The 17,811-nt window shown below is 37.4% G+C and carries 15 protein-coding genes and 1 other annotated feature; of the genes, 13 read left to right on the top strand and 2 right to left on the bottom strand.

Annotated features, from left to right (window positions below; genetic code table 11):
- The first annotated feature begins 112 nt into the window (after window positions 1-112).
- The 11 genes from D1839_RS10960 (at window position 113) to D1839_RS20350 (ending at window position 11,460) form a co-directional block, all read left to right on the top strand.
- A complete protein-coding gene (locus tag D1839_RS10960; RefSeq protein WP_120379944.1) occupies window positions 113-661 on the top strand; it encodes a cysteine hydrolase family protein in 549 nt (182 codons plus the stop codon).
- Window positions 662-767: 106 nt separating this feature from the next.
- Entirely contained in the window at window positions 768-1,274 is a 507-nt protein-coding gene (locus D1839_RS10955) for a GNAT family N-acetyltransferase (RefSeq protein WP_120379943.1), read from the top strand.
- Window positions 1,275-1,438: 164 nt separating this feature from the next.
- Window positions 1,439-1,653, top strand: a binding site (T-box leader).
- Between the two features lie 226 nt (window positions 1,654-1,879).
- Window positions 1,880-3,277, top strand: a complete 1,398-nt coding sequence (proS, locus tag D1839_RS10950; protein WP_334296573.1) for a proline--tRNA ligase — start codon at window positions 1,880-1,882, stop codon at window positions 3,275-3,277.
- A gap of 613 nt (window positions 3,278-3,890) precedes the next feature.
- Window positions 3,891-4,904, top strand: a complete 1,014-nt coding sequence (locus D1839_RS10945; protein WP_120379941.1) for an AraC family transcriptional regulator — start codon at window positions 3,891-3,893, stop codon at window positions 4,902-4,904.
- A 129-nt stretch (window positions 4,905-5,033) separates the two neighbouring features.
- Window positions 5,034-5,828, top strand: a complete 795-nt coding sequence (locus D1839_RS10940) for an SDR family NAD(P)-dependent oxidoreductase (RefSeq protein WP_120379940.1) — start codon at window positions 5,034-5,036, stop codon at window positions 5,826-5,828.
- A gap of 970 nt (window positions 5,829-6,798) precedes the next feature.
- Window positions 6,799-7,959, top strand: coding sequence for a M20 family metallopeptidase (locus tag D1839_RS10935; protein ID WP_120379939.1), 1,161 nt, complete (start codon window positions 6,799-6,801; stop codon window positions 7,957-7,959).
- A gap of 240 nt (window positions 7,960-8,199) precedes the next feature.
- On the top strand, window positions 8,200-8,976 hold the full coding sequence (locus D1839_RS10930) for a transporter substrate-binding domain-containing protein (protein WP_199690077.1): 777 nt from the start codon (window positions 8,200-8,202) through the stop codon (window positions 8,974-8,976).
- Between the two features lie 194 nt (window positions 8,977-9,170).
- Entirely contained in the window at window positions 9,171-9,824 is a 654-nt protein-coding gene (locus D1839_RS10925) for an amino acid ABC transporter permease (protein ID WP_286164782.1), read from the top strand.
- The gene (locus D1839_RS10920) at window positions 9,817-10,539 is read left to right on the top strand and encodes an amino acid ABC transporter ATP-binding protein (RefSeq protein ID WP_120379937.1); all 723 of its coding nucleotides are present in this window, start codon (window positions 9,817-9,819) and stop codon (window positions 10,537-10,539) included. The genes D1839_RS10925 and D1839_RS10920 overlap by 8 nt, the downstream gene beginning before the upstream one ends.
- A 544-nt stretch (window positions 10,540-11,083) precedes the next feature.
- Window positions 11,084-11,188: a tetratricopeptide repeat protein gene (locus D1839_RS21325; RefSeq protein WP_199690086.1), complete on the top strand. Its 105-nt coding sequence runs from the start codon at window positions 11,084-11,086 to the stop codon at window positions 11,186-11,188.
- An 11-nt stretch (window positions 11,189-11,199) separates the two neighbouring features.
- The gene (locus tag D1839_RS20350; RefSeq protein ID WP_199690076.1) at window positions 11,200-11,460 is read left to right on the top strand and encodes a tetratricopeptide repeat protein; all 261 of its coding nucleotides are present in this window, start codon (window positions 11,200-11,202) and stop codon (window positions 11,458-11,460) included.
- Window positions 11,461-11,945: 485 nt separating this feature from the next.
- On the opposite strand, the gene D1839_RS10910 is transcribed toward D1839_RS20350, so the two are convergent.
- Window positions 11,946-12,425 (bottom strand): glutathione peroxidase, encoded by a 480-nt coding sequence (locus D1839_RS10910; RefSeq protein ID WP_120379936.1) that lies wholly within the window; start codon window positions 12,423-12,425, stop codon window positions 11,946-11,948.
- A 473-nt stretch (window positions 12,426-12,898) separates the two neighbouring features.
- Here D1839_RS10910 and D1839_RS10905 point away from each other — a divergent pair, with 473 nt between their 5' ends.
- Window positions 12,899-14,581, top strand: a complete 1,683-nt coding sequence (locus D1839_RS10905; RefSeq protein WP_120379935.1) for a methyl-accepting chemotaxis protein — start codon at window positions 12,899-12,901, stop codon at window positions 14,579-14,581.
- A 170-nt stretch (window positions 14,582-14,751) separates the two neighbouring features.
- Here D1839_RS10905 and trhO read toward each other — a convergent pair whose 3' ends face one another.
- Entirely contained in the window at window positions 14,752-15,723 is a 972-nt protein-coding gene (gene trhO, locus D1839_RS10900) for an oxygen-dependent tRNA uridine(34) hydroxylase TrhO (RefSeq protein ID WP_120379934.1), read from the bottom strand.
- 607 nt (window positions 15,724-16,330) lie between these two features.
- Here trhO and D1839_RS10895 point away from each other — a divergent pair.
- Complete coding sequence (locus D1839_RS10895) at window positions 16,331-17,479, top strand: iron-containing alcohol dehydrogenase (RefSeq protein ID WP_120379933.1); 1,149 nt, start codon at window positions 16,331-16,333, stop codon at window positions 17,477-17,479.
- Window positions 17,480-17,811: the final 332 nt, after the last annotated feature.

The raw sequence follows: 17,811 nt of genomic DNA, 5'->3' as shown, positions 1-17,811 counted from the left end.
CTTTTGGCAACTTTATTTAAAAGGTATCTTGTATGCTACATAGCGTCATGATTATCAAGAAGTTAACCTTTTGTAAAACATTTCAATACAAAGTGAAAGGAAGGTTTATTTGATGAAAAAGGCACTTTTGAATGTGGATTACACAATTGATTTTGTTGCAGCAGATGGTAAGCTGACATGTGGATCACCGGGACAAGCTATTGAAGACAAAGTGGTTTCATTGACCAAAAGATTTATCGAAAACGGCGATTATGTCGTGTTTGCGATTGATGCACACGAAGAAGGTGATCCATTTCATCCAGAGGCAAACTTATTCCCACCGCATAATATTATTGGCACATCTGGAAAAAATTTATATGGCAAGCTAGCCACTGTTTATCATGAACATCAATTTAAGGAAAATGTATATTATTTTGATAAAACAAGGTATAGTGCCTTTGCTGGTACAGATTTGGAGATTAAGCTGCGCGAACGTGGTATTCAAGAACTGCATATCATCGGTGTTTGCACAGATATTTGCGTATTGCATACAGCTGTCGATGCTTATAATAAAGGCTTCGCTATTGTTATTCATCAAGATGCTGTGGCAAGCTTCAATCAGGCAGGACACGAATGGGCGTTAGAGCATTTTGCAAATACGCTAGGAGCTAAGGTGGTTTAATATTTAGAGATAGATGGAAAATTGCCCCTAGGCTTTTATTAACTTATTGAAGGAGCGTCACAGGGAAAACATTGATCAGGGCCAATGATAAGAGGTGGTTACGAACATGAAATTTACCATTCGAAAGGCTACGATAAAAGACAAAACAGACATTATAAATATTTTGCAAGCTACAGCGCGCTGGCTTCACAATAAAGGGATTAAACAATGGGAGTTTCTTTTAACTGGAAATGAAGATCCAACTATGGAAGCCGAAATTCTTGCAGGTAACACGTATATTGCAGAAATAGAAGGTCAAATTGCAGGCACCTTTATCGCTTCATGCGAGCAGAATGAGTGGGATGTGCTCGTGTGGGGGGAGAAGGACGATGCTGCATGGTATATCCATCGACTTGCTGTACATCCAAATTATCGTGGTAAACAAATTGGAAGACAGTTGCTGGAATGGATTGAAACACAATTAGTAGGAGCTAATTCTGTGCTTCGTTTAGATTGTGTTGCAGATAATCCAGCTTTAATAAGCTTTTACGACCGAGCGGGATATACGTTTGTAGGAATGAAGAAGGATGACGAAGACCGATTCGCTTTATATGAGAAGGGACTGACCATTTGAAAGTGGGCCAGCGATTAGTAGTTGCATTCAAATGTTTCATCGGTTCATTATTTTGCTACCTATATACAACATATCAATTTTTTCCTGCGCATCTTACTAGTAAACGAGTGCTTTAAATCTTGACTTTCCCTAGGGCAAGCTTTATAGTGTAAGTACAATTATGTCATAAAACGTAGATGGAGATTAGTATAATGAACTGTCTTTTTTTAGAGAGGGAATGGGTGGTGCAAATTTCCAAAGACAAACATTAGAACCTGCTCCGGAGTTCGCTGTCAGAAAGGCTTTTATGCTGTAAGACAGCGCGGGTCAATCCGTTATCCAATTGAGTGTGCAATATTTTTTGCAAACAAGGGTGGTACCACCAACCTCGGTCCCTTTTCGGATGGAGGATTTTTTATGTTTGCAGATACGTTTTTAAAACGAACACCCTGCTGATTAAGGACAAAGTGACTTCAGGGTACAGAATGGAAGCAGGGCATAAAAAAGTTCAGCATCTGCAAGAAGCTTTAGTTACGAGAATGTTATTAGTATGTATATAAAATAGTAAAATGAGGTGTTTCGTTTTGGGTAAGAAAAACAAGCAGTTTGTAGAAAAAATTACCGCAATGGAAGATGATTTTGCACAGTGGTATACCGATGTCGTTAAGCAAGCAGAGCTGGTTGATTATGGTCAGGTTCGCGGCACGATGATCATTAGGCCGTATGGGTTTGCAATATGGGAAAATATTCGCGATGTGTTAGATAAGAAATTTAAAGAAACAGGTCACACGAATGTTGCGTTTCCGTTATTTATTCCAGAGAGTCTGTTGCAAAAGGAGAAAGATCATGTGGAGGGGTTTGCTCCTGAAGTAGCTTGGGTTACACATGGTGGAGACGAAGAGTTGGTAGAACGTCTTGCTGTTCGTCCTACTTCAGAAGTGTTGTTCTGCGATTATTACTCCAAAAATATTCATTCCTACCGTGATTTGCCAAAGCTTTATAATCAGTGGGGGAATGTTGTTCGGTGGGAAAAAACAACACGACCATTCTTACGTTCCTCCGAATTCCATTGGCAGGAAGGGCATACTGCACATGCAACAGATGAAGAAGCTTCACAAGAGACGGAAAGGATGCTAGGCATTTATGCTGATGTTGTGGAGAAATATTTAGCTATTCCAGTCCTTAAAGGAAGAAAAACGGATAAGGAAAAATTTGCTGGTGCTAAATATACTTTGACAATCGAAAGCCTTATGCACGATGGGAAAGCACTGCAATCTGGAACTTCTCATCACTTCGGATCAGGTTTTGCGGAAGCATTTGATATTACGTATTTAGATGAAAATGGGGATAGTCAATTTGTCCATCAAACATCCTGGGGATTGTCAACTCGAATCATGGGAGCTTTAATTATGGTTCATGGTGATAATCGCGGTTTAGTGATTCCACCTCGCATTGCCCCAACGCAAGCGATGATAGTACCGATTGCACAGCATAAGAAAGGTGTATTGGATAAAGCGTATGATTTATGTGACCAATTAAAGGATCTTGTAAGAGTAGACATCGATGCAAGCGATAAAATGCCTGGCTGGAAATTTAACGAGTATGAAATGAAGGGTATCCCAGTCCGCATTGAAATGGGACCAAAAGACATTGAAAAAGAACAAGTTGTGCTTGTTCGTCGTGATACAGGTGAAAAGGAATTTGTTACATTAGCTGAATTGCCAACACGCTTACCTGCTTTGCTTGAGGAAGTGCAAATGAATTTATATAATCGTGCAGAAAAACATTTACAAGAAAAAACCAATGTTGCTAAAAACATGGATGAGTTTGCAACGATTTTAGAAGAACAAGCTGGATTTATTAAAGCTATGTGGTGTGGGGATTTAGCTTGTGAAGAAAAAATTAAGGAAGATACACTAGCGACATCTCGCTGTATTCCATTTGAACAAGAAAAAGTGGCGGATACTTGCGTATGTTGCGGGAGAGAAGCGAAGGAATTGGTATACTGGGCAAAAGCATACTAAAAGAGGGGAGACGCCCCTCTTTTTTTGCACTATAGAAAGCATAAGATTTTTTTGTTTATAGTATGAGAAAAGACGAGTCTTCTAAAAAGATAAGCAACCACCATGGCTCGCCCTTCGAGCCGCTATCTGCGCTGAAAAATGTTCTTTATTTAATATTAATTTATTTTTTATCTCTATAAAATGAATTTCCATACACCAAAAATTATTAAATAAGAAAAACACATATTGTTAACAATGAAGTTATTTCAAAAAATCCAGTCATCCTGCTATTCAACAATCGGTTCATATTGTGAAATATAGACATATTGATACCGGGTAGATTAATTTAATGCCCATGATTTTAAAGAGTGGCTTTTCTGATATAAAAGAACAAATAGCAAAAACACTAAAACCATATTTATAACAATTAGGAGAAATAGTGTTATTTAAAGTGTCTTTAAATAACACTATTGCTAACTGATTTATTTGGCATAGTTTGCTAGTAAAGTGTCACCCTTTGCTAGTTACAATGCTACATTAAATAGGTATTATAATAACTGTCCCCCTTAACTAGGCAGAAAACAATCACAAGCAAAAACTAGGGAAGGTTTGGATAGCAAAAGGAGGATCCGATATGAAGTCTCATACTCGTATCAAAATCCCAGCAGGATTCTGGGAGGGAATACATCAATTAGGGATTGCCCCCCACGATGTGGTTCGAAAAGCGAGACTACCGCTCACCATTATTACCGACTCGGTGGTTACGACTGAGCAATATTTTGCGATTTGGCAGGCTTATTCGGATCTCATTGAGGACACTGCCAAAGGAATTACCAAGCTGACGACCGCCTTTAAAACAGCGCATTATCCACCTCCAGTTTTAGCGACATATCATGCTCGTAACTACCGTGATGCTCTAAAACGAATGGCACGGTACAAACAAATGTGCCCCCCTGAAAGCTTACGTATCACCGAGAGAGGGAAGAACTGTACAATTGAATTAGATTGGCTGTCCCCCGAGCAACCAGGTCCACCAATGTTAGTTGGAATCACTCTGGCATTTCTTTTGGAGCTTGGACGGCGGGGGACAGGCCAACCTTTGACGGCGAAATTTGTCGGATTTACGCATTCAATGGGCGACATACAAGCACTTGAAGTTTACTTTGGCTGCCATATCCAGATTGGTGCGAACTGTAATAGATTGACGCTACATCGAAGGGATCTGGATCTTCCTTTTGTCTCGTACAATGAAGAGCTACTGGAGGTTTTGTCTCCCGTAGTAGACAAATCGTTGGATGAACAACAACGCAGTCGCTCCATTACTGAAATGGTCAAGTGGATGATGAAACGCAGTTTAACAGGAGGGTGTCCTAATATTCAGACGGTTGCAAGTGAATTTGGGATGAGCCATCGTACCTTGCAGCGACGGCTCACTGACGAAGGAACGAACTTTCAACATCTGTTGACACAAGTTCGACATGAGTTGGCTCGAAAGTACCTTGCAGACCCCTCATTCGATATTAAAGAAGTAGCCTTCATGGTTGGATATGAAGACCAGAACTCTTTCTACCGTGCTTTCCGCATTTGGGAAGGTGATACTCCCTTGAATTGGCGTACGGAACATTTAGGTATGAACTTGATAAATTAACTTTGTCTTAAAGTAAACTTTTTAACACTAGTTATTAAAAAGAAAAACCTAATGATGATCTTAAAGTGTAGGAGCGCGTTTATTTTTAACTTATTACTGTAAAAGGTAAATGAAATGGAGAAATGTATAATGGATATGGGATTAAACAATAAAACAGCTTTAGTTACAGGATCAACAAAAGGTATAGGTAAGGCAATCGCCATGGAACTTGCCAATGAAGGTGTCAATGTACTGATTAATGGACGAAATTATGAAGAAGTAGAACGAATCGTAAATGAAATTAAATCTGGTTTTCCGGCTACCTCTCCCCAAAATGCAGCGGCTGATATTGTCGATGTTTTACAAAGAGAAGCTTTATTTAAAAAATACCCGACTATTGATATTTTAGTTAATAATATAGGGATTTATGAAATGATGCAATATGAGGACATAGACGATGAAGTGTGGGAAAAATACTTCCGTACTAATGTTCTTGCTGCAAATGGATTATCTAAATTTTATTTGCCTAAAATGTTAAAAAACAATGATGGCCGCATTATTTTTATTGCGAGTGAAGAAGCAATCATGCCTTCAGGACAAATGCCTCAGTATTGTATGACAAAAACAATGCTTTTATCATTATCTAAAAGCTTATCTAAATTAACAATAGGGACAGAAGTTACAGTCAATACAATCATGCCAGGACCAACACTTTCTGAAAATGTTCATCAAATAATTGAGGGTATATACTCTAATGCTGATATGACTTTTTCAAAAAAAGAGAAAGAATTTATGACTACAAACTTACCTCAATCTGAAATACAACGATTTATTAAGCCAATTGAAATAGGTAGATTAACTACATTTGTATGTAGTCCTTATGCATCAGCATTTAAAGGTTCTTCCATTCGTATGGATGGGGGAATGGTACCGACTATTTTTTAGTATTTTTCTATTTTAAATATTGTATATAAGTTTAACAAACGTATAACAATAGGATGCTCTAATACTATAGAATTGGAGTGTCCTGTTTTTTCTCTTTCCACAAATGGGAGTAGCAGTTGCTTAATAAAACGAGATGTGTACATGAATCTATTCTATTTTAGTATAATGAAGTACACTACAAATTACCCCAAAGCTAGCCAATCAGTTGCATCATAAAAACTCTAACTTTTGTGGGGCTCACTACCAAATAAGTGGGGGCTTATGTGATTTCATGCTTTTTACCGCGCTTTAAAAAATTTTAAAAGTTCAATAATCCTATAAATCGAGTTTAAACACCTTTTACTATTGTGCAAAGCATTGAAAGAAGAAAATAATAGCGGTAATATGTCTATTTGGACACTAGAAAATTTTAAATGATAAGAATAAATAAAGAGCGTTTAAAACCCTTCTTTTAAAATTTTAGATTTCACTTGCCACTCGAAACTAAAATGCTATCCCAAACTTCCGCAATTATTTAGTAGAGAATATTACACATAAAAAATTCCCTCAACATTTAAAAGCCCTTATATATCAAGCTTTCAATCATTTTGACAAGTATTATTTAACCAGCTATATAGTATGCATTAGAAAAATGTATAAAATTCTAATTCAGATATATTCGATAAATGGTATCAGTTATTTAGCCGCAAACAGGTATCCTTTTATTTATTCCTATTTGTGAGCTACGATAAGCCCCCTATATTCCTGTAAAAGAAACAAGTAATAAGAAGGTTTAGGTTAGATGTTCCAGTTTGGTTCCTAATTTAGTGGGGATAATCACGACGTATTAATTAATCTAAGACATTATGTTTTGTGCTCTTTGTTTTATTAAATTTTCTACTGTAAATAAAAAAGTAATTGCATAATGATGAAAATAGTGGTATAAATATACATACACATAAATAAATATGCATATAGGTGGGAATATGAGATGAAGACGTTAAAGGAAGAATTAAAGTATATACACCGTGATTTATGTCATATCAGCGATCATTTATACAGGCATCCAGAGTTAGGAGATCAGGAATACCAATCGATGCAGCTGTTGATGAATTTGTTAACGGAGCATCAATTTGAAATTGAAGCTGGAGTTGCTGGTAGAAAAACTGCTTTTAAAGCTATATTTGATAGTGGAAAGCCTGGTCCCGCTATTGCATATTTAGCTGAATATGATGCGTTGCCCGGAGTCGGACACGGTTGTGGTCATAATCTCATTGGAACGATGAGTATAGGCGCTGGGATTATTTTAAGTAAACAGTTAACTAAAATAGGAGGAAGTGTGGTTGTACTAGGAACGCCGGCTGAAGAGACAAACGGTGCTAAAGTACCGATGAGTGAAAACGGATTTTTTGATTCTATTGATGTTGCGATGATTGTGCATCCTGGAGATCAAGCCTATGAAAGTGGTGGCTCTCTTGCGATGGATGCGATCCAATTTGCTTACTTTGGCAAAACCGCTCATGCTGCAGCTGCTCCGGAAAAAGGAATCAATGCACTAGATAGCGTACTCCAGCTATTCAATGGTATTAACGCATTGCGAGAGCATCTTCCAACGGATGTACGGATACATGGCATTATAGCAAATGGTGGGGAAGCAGCTAATGTCGTTCCTGACAAAGCAGTAGCTCAATTTTATGTCCGGGCAAAAGAACGAAAAGCGTTAGATGCAGTTGTGGAAAAGGTGAAAAAAATTGCTGAAGGGGCTGCCTTAATGACAGGTGCAACTTTAGAAGTTTCCAATTATGAATTAAGCTATGACAACATGGTAACGAATCAGGCGTTATCCAACACGTTTACGAAGCATTTAGAGCAAATAACGGCTCAACCTGTGCTGCCAGCCAAACAAAGCTATGGATCGATTGATATGGGAAACGTGAGTCACGTTGTACCTGCAATCCATCCGTATATCGGATTTAACAAGCCGGATTTAATAGCGCATACGAAAGAATTTGCAAATATGACCATTACAGATAAAGGGCATCAGATGATTGCTGATGGAGCATTGGCGCTTGCGCAGACGGGATTTGAAGTGATTACAGACCCAGATCTTTTAACAGAAATTAAACAGGAATTTAACCAAAGGAAATTATAAATTACAACAGCTTACTACTTAAGTTTTCCAAATTGAATGGTAAAGACGATAGTTTATTGCCCATGTTTTTAAATAGAAATTTGGTTTTTCTGCAACAGAAAAGTTAGCATTTTATTACAGCATATAAATAGTCAACAGTTTCCTTAAAAACAGCTATTTATGCCGAAAAAATGGAAGACTAGCAGATGATAACAATTTAAGAATCTTAAACTATAAAAACATAAAATGGAGTGACGTAAATTGAAAAAGCAAATCCTCATAGTAGTTCTCTTTGTCATAGTAACTGGAATAATTACAGCTTGTGGAAGCAGCGATGATAAAGCATCTGGAGAAGCAGAAAAAGAGAAAAAGGTACTGAAAATGGCCACGTCAGCTGACTTTCCTCCATTTGAAACGCGTGACCCAGAAGGTAACTTTGAGGGTTTTGACATTGAATTGGGTCAAATGATCGCAGAAGAGTTAGGCTATGAATTAGAAATCGAAGATATGCAATTTGACGGACTGATTGGAGCTCTCCAAGCGGATCGGGTTGATATGGTATTATCAGGCATGAGCGCTACCGAAGAACGTAAGAAAAATGTTGACTTTTCAACAGAATATCATCGTTCAGGAGAAAGCTTTTTAACAAACAAAGACTCTGATATTAAAACAATCGATGATTTAAAAGGAAAGACAGTCGGCGTCCAGCTTGGTTCGATTCAGGAAGAAGGAGCCAAAAAACTAGCTAAAGAATATGATTTTGAAGTGAAAGCAGTAGATAAAGCAGGGCTTCTTGTTCAAGAATTAAGTGCCAATCGAATTGATGTCGGTTATATGGATAAAACCGTTGCTGCGGGCTATGCAAAAGAACAAGATTTAAAATCCTTTGATGATCCTACAGAAAGCTCGCCAGGAATGGGGATCGCTTTTCCAAAGGGAAGTGATTTAGTCGACAAAGTAAATGATGTACTAGCTAAATTTGAGGAAAGTGGAAAAATGCAAGAATTAGAGGATAAATGGTTATCAGAGATGCAGTAAGCATAGGAATAAGCAAAACTCCTTTAGTAGCTCGCTTTTTAAAATGTACTAACTGGTAGGGATTGTGAGAGTAGAACCAGTTATTTCCGCTTAGATATTGTTACATCACTGAATTCTTTATGGAGGCAAAAAATAGCGCCTTATATTAGTTAATGACAACATTAGATAGAAAAGTGAGGTGAGAAGGCATGAATTTGGATTTCAGCCAAATCGTGCCTTATATTCCTTTTATATTAGAAGGAATTGGGACAACATTAAAATTCGTCAGTGCATCCATTGTCATTGGATTTATTTTAGGTACATTATTAGCTTTATGTAAAGTAACCAAAGCTCCAGTGCTAAAACCCTTGGCGGATGCGTATACTTCGATTTTCCGTGGGACACCACTGATTTTGCAATTAATGATTATTTACTATGCTGTTCCACAATTAACAGGTTATGACATATCCGCATTTATATCTGCCGTTCTTGCGTTTGGCTTAAATTCTGCTGCCTATATTTCCGAGATTATTCGTGGGGGTATTCAAGCAGTTGATAAAGGACAAACAGAAGCAGCGGAAGCATTAGGTATTCCTTATCGCCCCATGATGGCAAACATCATTTTGCCGCAAGCATTTAAAAATATATTGCCAGCAATGATGAATGAATTTATTACGTTAACGAAAGAATCCGCACTTGTATCTACGATCGGCTATCTGGATTTAATGCGCCGTGCGCAAGTAGTCGGATCAGACTTATACCGTAATTTTGAACCACTATTATTTGCAGGGTTGATTTATTGGGTGATGGTCTTTGTCCTTACCCAACTCGGTAGAGTACTAGAACGGAGGCTTCGTCAAAGTGATTAAAGCAGAAAACATAACCAAAAAATTTGGCAAACAAACGGTGCTTCATAGTATATCTACAACTATTAAGCAAGGAGAGGTTGTCGCTGTTATTGGTCCATCGGGATCTGGTAAATCCACATTTTTACGTTGTCTAAACTTATTGGAAAGCCCTACGGAAGGAAAAATTTGGCTTAACGATCAAGAAATCACTAATCCGAAACGGAACAAATTAGCTGTCCGAAAACATATCGGAATGGTTTTTCAGCATTTTCATTTATTCCCGCATATGACGGTTTTGGATAATGTGGCTTATGCACCACAGAAAGTTAAAGGTATACCCAAGCAAGAAGCACATCAAACAGCAAAAAAGCTGCTAGCAAAAGTAGGATTAACGGATAAAGAACAAGCATATCCGAACCGTTTATCTGGGGGCCAAAAACAGCGTGTGGCCATTGCTAGAGCATTAGCTATGGAGCCAGAAACCATGCTATTTGATGAACCAACATCAGCACTCGATCCAGAAATGGTAAAAGAAGTGCTCGATGTGATAAAAGATTTGGCCAATACTGGCATGACAATGGTCATCGTTACCCATGAGATGAATTTTGCAAAGGAAGTCGCCGACCGCGTTTTGTTTTTGGACCGAGGGAAACTAATTGAAGAAGCAGAGCCAACAGCGTTTTTCCACGAACCTGCAACAGAGCGAGCAAAGGATTTTCTGGCAAAAGTGTTGTAGGCGATAGAAAGATTAGTAGGAGCTTGAAAATGAGTGAAAAAGGAGAGATGCTCAAATAAAGGGCATGATCGAGATAGACCCGGATTGCATTTCATCTCCAGAAGTACTCTTATATAAGCTAAATTAAATTTAAAGTGCTCGAAATAAGGTTGATCATACCGAATTGTAATTGTATTTATAATGTATTCTGGATATTTGTTGCTGTAAGCCTCCCAACTTTAGAAGTTGGATCATCTTGTACTGTAATAAGTCTAAGTGGGAGGTAACAGCACCTACATACCCTATTTCCTAAGAGACTATTCGGTCATTATGGTAACCACTAATTGAAGATTCGCTTTATTGATGAAAATGTTATAATGAATCAATAAGGATTGTAGTTTTTAAGCTAACGAGCAGTGTGCTAGAAGAAATAGATATACTATTGGAGATGAAACGGATGGCAAAAGAAATGGATAAAGCAATGGACTTACGAAAGAAGGGTAATTATAAGCAATCTAACAAATTACTTATGAAGTTGGTAACGTAGTTTCCAGATGATGCTCTTATTAACTATCATTGTGCTTGTAGTTTTGACATATTAGGGAAAGAGGATAAAGCAGTACCTTATTATGAAAATGCCATTAAGTTAGGCTTGCCTGAGAGGATTTAACAGGAGCATTATTGGGATTAGGTAGTACATATAGGACATTAGGAGAATATGAAAAATCAAGACGTATATTTCTAAAAGGAATGGAATTATTCCCCAATAATAAAGCTTTGCAAACTTTCTATTCCATGACCTTATATAATCTGAATGAACATAGTAAAGCTATGGAATTATTATTAAAATGCTTAATAGATACGACAAATGATGCTGAAATTATTAGTTATAAAAAAGCAATTACGTTCTACTCGGATAAATTAGACGAAACTTGGAAGTAGCCTGTGAAAAGGTGTTATTAAGCAAGATACTTCTGTAGTTAAAGAGTCAGAACAAAGGGCAGGTCGCCCGTTTAGCAACGTAGCGACTGGAACGAATCAACTAAAGTTTTAGGAATCATGCCACTAAAACCAGGGGTATGCCGACGCCTGAGCGGCAAACCCGTTTTTAGTCGGCCCTTTTCTTAATCGCGAACCGATGAGGCCTTATCGTAGGGCGGCTCATTCCTAAAGTCGCTTCGTGGCTGGGCTCTTGCGCCGGACATGGCTCTTCGTTTATTTTGCTATCCCCAAGCACCTCATTTTATACTTTCTTATCTTTTAAAAAAGGCTTCCAAGCTTTTTCTATGCTAATTGAACTGCTATTTATGATTCTTTTGCTGTTTTACTAGACTAAGATACTTCTTGTTAGTGGAGTTTTCTATGTGTTTGAGGAGCTCCAAGAAAACAATCTCTTTTGATATACGTTAGACTTGAATCCTGCTTTTTTATTTATGCAAAGTAGCTTCGATATCTTTTTTTATTTGTTCAGGCTTCGTTTGGGGTGCGTATCGGTTAATAACTTCACCCTGTTTATTGATTAAAAATTTGGTGAAATTCCACTTGATTTGCTTTGTAAACATACCTTTTGTTTCATCTGTAAGATACCGAAATAAAGGATGTGCCTGTTCTCCCTTTACATCAATTTTTCGAAACAAGGGAAACATCACGCCATAATTCAATTCACAGAACGCCGCAATTTCCTCTTCCGAGTCAGGATCTTGGTTGTTAAATTGATTGCACGGAAATCCAAGCACATAAAAGCCTTGATCTTTATAGGTATCATAAAGTTGCTGCAGCCCTTTAAATTGTGGAGTAAAGCCGCATTTGCTCGCAGTATTTACAATAAGAAGCACGTTCCCTCGATAATCAGCAAGTGATGTTTCTTTCCCGGCGATTGTTTCTACTTGGAAATCATAAACAGACATAAAGGCCCCTCCCTTTTGTGAAAAGAATAGCACTAAGCGAGAAAGCTGTCAAAAAACTTATATTTATTTTTATCACGCTTTCTGCCATTCAATGTGTCTCCATAAAAAGCCTAATTTTAGATAATCTGATTTTTTTAAAACGATTATGAAAATGTCTGTTAAATGTCTGTTTTATAGAAGGAAATATTTGAATTTATAAGAAAAAAATACTATGATAATAATGTTCGCTTCATTTTCATTACTAAAGTAGTTTATAGGTTATAGGTCTATAGGACTAATTACACAGTATGCCTGACGAGTATTGTTTTTATCAGTTCTATCGAAATGGCCCTATTTCTGTTCGTTGTTTCACAAAAAATGCCAATAAGGCATAGCAGAGGTTGTTGCCGAAATTATCGCCAGAAAGTACGTACTAATAGTTGTACCCTTTTATAAAGCAACCCATCACTACATAAGAAGGAGAAAGATAAATAATGAGGAATTTGAAAATAGCCAAAAAATTCGTATTACTTGTTACTTTGGCTGTTCTTTTATCTAGCATCGTAGGTATAGTAGGATTTACATATTTACATGATATGGCAGATGATTCTAAAGAGATGTATGACAAATATTTACTTTCCATTGACAAGCTTGGGAAAATCCAAAAAAACAATGTCACTATTGATGCGTATTCAATGGAAGCCATGATGACAAATGATCAGAATAAATATAATTCCTTAATTAAAAGTATTAACGAACTAGTGAGCGAAAATGAAAAATTGGAAACGAAAGATTTATTTCCTAAAAAGGTTATAGATATGGATGGATATTATATGCTAATAGATGATTATATTCAGGGGAGGAATACTGCTCTTAAATTAGCAAAAGATGATAAACAGGGAGGGTATAAATATTATGTTAATCATGTTATGAACAAACGTATGGAACTAGACAATATAATGACGAAAATCCAAAAGCACTTTTCTAATAAAGCGAGTGATATTAACAAAAAAAATCAAAATCATTTACAAGAAGTAAACATGATTTTTATCGCTATAACTTTAGTGGGGATCGTTGTCTTTATTGTTGTTAGCTTATGGATTGTTAAATCGATTATAAAGCCAGTTAAACATTTACAATATGTAATGGAAGCTGCTGAACAAGGCAAATTAGTAACTGGCGATTACAAAGCAAATGATGAGCTTGGTCAACTAGTTTCTTCTTTTAATGCTATGATAACTAGAATTAGAGATTTACTATGGTCTATTCAGGAAGGAGCAGAAAGTGTTGTTTCTTCTTCTGAACAATTAACTGCCAGCGCTCAGCAAAACACGCAAGCGTCAGAGCACGTTGCTTCTGCGATTCAAGAAATAGCAGCAGGATCGATGGGGCAAATGGATCATATTGAGGAAACTACTCATACGATGAATACAATGGTCGCTAGCTTTCATAAAATAGCGGATCAAACGTCGGTGATTTCAGCTCATGCAGAAGAAACCACGAAAATGTCTGTAAAAGGGAAGGAATCTATGGATGAAGTGATAGAGCAAATGGAGACCATTGATAGGAATGTGGTTCAATTAGGAAAGACCATCCATAATCTAAGCCGAAGCTTGGCAGAAATCGATACTATCAACCAAACCATAACCGATATAGCGGGACAAACGAATTTGCTATCTTTAAATGCGGCCATTGAAGCAGCAAGAGCTGGAGAACACGGCAAAGGTTTCTCTGTTGTTGCCGATGAAGTAAGAAAGCTCGCAGAACAATCCAGTCAGTCAGCTGAACAAATTACTCGTTTAATTGAAACCATTCAGTACGAAACGAGTGAAACGATGGATTCAATGAACATAACGAAACAAGTAGTAGACACAGGAACGAATGTAGTTCACGACGCTGGAAGTATGTTTGGCAAAATTGAAAGTACATTTCAAGCTATTTTCAATGAATTCTCTCAAATTAGTACAGATGTTAATCATCTTTCATCTGGGGCGACGGGCCTGCAAGCATCCATGAATGGGATTAAAAAAATTGCGGAAGAGGCAGCGGAACAAACACAAACCGTATCTGCTGCAACAGAAGAACAGTTGGCCTCCATAGAGGAAATTGAATCCTCTTCAGAAAACTTAGCGAAAATTTCCGAAGATCTACAACAGCTTGTAAATAAATTTGAATAAATGGAGCAGGTGTAAGATGAATAAACTTTCTCATCTTCATTTGCTTTTCAAAGAATGAATCAAAGTATAGAGCGTATGTGGATACATCACCACGTTCATTAATACTTTTTGAATATAAGAAAAGGGCTTGTTTCATCTTAGAAATCTAACTTATGAAACAGCCCTTTTCATTAAGCTTTCATTTTTAGGCTTTCGCCAATAGCCTCAAGTCGAGCTTCTACTTCTTCTTCAGAAAGCTCCTGCTCTTTTACATATAAGTTTCGCGGGCTTACACGACATTCATGCGTACAGCCTCGTAAATATTTGTGCTCATTTTCTTCGGAGCAGAGAATTTGTTTATTGCATTCTGGATTCGCACAGTTGACATATCGCTCACATGGCTTACCGTCAAAATAATCCACGCCAACGATGACATGATCTTTGCGATTAATTGGAACGGAAATCCGCTCATCAAACACGTAACATTTCCCGTCCCATAATTCGCCTTGTACTTCCGGGTCTTTTCCGTATGTCACAATTCCACCGTGTAATTGGTTCACATCTTCGAACCCTTCTTCCTTTAACCAGCCGGAGAATTTCTCACAACGAATGCCGCCTGTACAATACGTTAGAATTTTCTTATCCTTAAACTCGTCCTTATGCTTGCGAATCCAATTTGGTAGTTCGCGAAATGTTTTAATATCAGGACGAACAGCGCCGCGGAAATGACCTAAATCATATTCATAATCATTACGGGCGTCAATAACAACAGTGTCTTCCTTCTGCATTGCTTCATAAAATTCTTTTGGAGACAAGTAGTTTCCTGTTACCTTATGTGGATCAATATCATTTTCCAGACGGAATGTTACTAATTCATTTCGTGGGCGAACGTGCATCTTCTTGAACGCGTGGCCATTATGCGCATCAATTTTAAACACCATATCTGTAAAACGAGGGTCAGCATGCATCATATCCATGTATGCCTTCGTTTGCTCTTTCGTCCCAGATACCGTTCCGTTGATCCCTTCATGAGCAACAAGAATTCTGCCTTTTAGTCCTAAATCTTTACAAAACTTCAAATGTTCCGCCGCATAACCCTCAGGGTCTTCAATGTGAACATAATGATAATACAATAATACTTCATATTCCATATTGCTTTCCATGTTGTTTACCACCTATCATTTATATTTGCAAGATACAAATGTATGGTAGTCGTTATTCATTTTTTCTATCTTGCAATTGTACATTGTAGCATGTTTTTTAGACATATTCTAGTTTGTGAAATAATGTACAAATTTTATTTGGGGTTTCCACTTTTTTTAATTGTTAACTTGTGATCGTTGAGAATATTAACGTAAGGAGGTCTAGAGAGAGATACATACTAAGAGCCGCCTTTTTGTTGTGAACGATTCCACACTTTCAGCAATAGTCACGTCCGGCTCCAACGCCCAGCAACTAGGCGACCTCACGAAACCGCCCTCCGATAAGTCCTCATTGGTTTGTGCCTCACCATGATTCCTAAAACTTTAGTTGATTCGCTCCAGTCGCTACGTTGCTAACCGGGCGCTGGCGCCTTTGTTTTTAACAAATAAATAAAAAATAGTACATAAAAAAGCGAAGATTGGTTGAAGAAAACAAAAGCAAACAAAAAATTAATATTTGGTTTTATTGACTTTATTCATCCATTAAAATAAAATTAAATATAACGATATGTGAAATTATGAACATATTGTTCAGGCAATTTTCTATTGAAACTTAGGAGGGGTAGAAATGTCAAAGGTTTTATACGTACCAAGCATTAACTTAATAGGTAGAGGCTGCTTAGCTGAAGTTAGACCATTTATTGAAGAGTTAGGGTTTAAGAAAGCCTTATTAGTAACAGACAAATTTTTAAATGAAAGTGGAATTGCTCAAAGGGTATTAGATCAGTTAGACAAAATTGACGTTTCCTACGTTGTTTATGATGAAGTAAAGCCAAATCCAACAACTAAAAATGTTCATAATGGGGTGGAAGTGTTTAAGAATAACAATTGTGATTTTATAATTTCTGTTGGTGGTGGATCACCGCAAGATGCCGCCAAAGGGATAGGACTAGTTGTAACAAATGGTGGACATGTGCGTGATTATGAAGGAGTCGGAAAGACAAAATATAAAGCGGTTCCAACAATTGCGGTGAATACAACTGCGGGTACTTCTGCTGAATACACAATTAATTATGTTATTACTGACGAAGATCGAAAAGTAAAGATGGTTATGGTAGATAAAAATAGCTTGGTTACTATTACAGTGAATGACCCTGAATTAATGATGGAAAAGCCAAAAGACCTTACTGCTGCTACAGGAATGGATGCGTTAACACATGCTATAGAAGCTATTGTTACTCCTGGAGCATATCCAATTACAGATGCAACAGCACTGGCTGCAGTAGAATTAATCTTTGAATACTTACCGCGCGCAGTAAAAGATTCCACTGATATTGAAGCTCGAGAGCAAATGGTTTATGTTATGTTTTTAGCTGGTGTCGCATTTAATAATGCTGGATTAGGGTATGTGCATGCAATGGCGCATCAACTTGGAGGTGTTTATGATCTGCCTCACGGCGTGTGTAACGCCATGCTTTTACCAATTGTAGAGCGGGAAAATGCAAAGAGAGATCCTAGTAAGTTTCGTGCAATTGCAAAGGCTGCAGGTATTGATATTACAGATAAAACAGATGAACAGTGTGCAAGTACAGTGATTAAAGCGATTAAGAAATTGTCTAATGAAGTTGGTATCCCAAGTAAGCTTTCAGAACTGGGTGTTAAAGAAGTAGATCTTGAAAAATTAGCCAATAATGCTATGAAGGATGCTTGTGCACCTGGAAATCCATTTCAACCAACTAAAGATGAAGTTATCTCCATGTTTAAAGAAATATTGTGAAAAAGGGATAAATTTATCCCGTATATAAGGTGCTGTAAGACTCCCACTTCAGGAGTCGGATAATCTGTATAGCAACAAGTCTAAGTGAGAGATAACATCACCTAAGTGCTCGATTCATTCATCTAACAATCAGCGGGGGATGAATGTAAACCCCTACTAATTGAAAATTCACTTTATAAAACAGTTCTCTGGCTGCAATTCAGTGAGGACATAGTTTTTAAAAGCCTAATTTTTTAGTGGAATTAGGCTTTTTTTGTTGTGCGCCCTGCATGGGCGGAAACTTGGTGGCGAAAGTCCACTACAGGCTTGGCAGTAGGAACTGTTAGCGAAAG

This window comes from Roseburia sp. 1XD42-34 (assembly GCF_009917385.1).
Classification (GTDB): domain Bacteria; phylum Bacillota; class Bacilli; order Bacillales; family Amphibacillaceae; genus Virgibacillus.
This window is presented reverse-complemented; position numbering and strand designations above follow the sequence as displayed.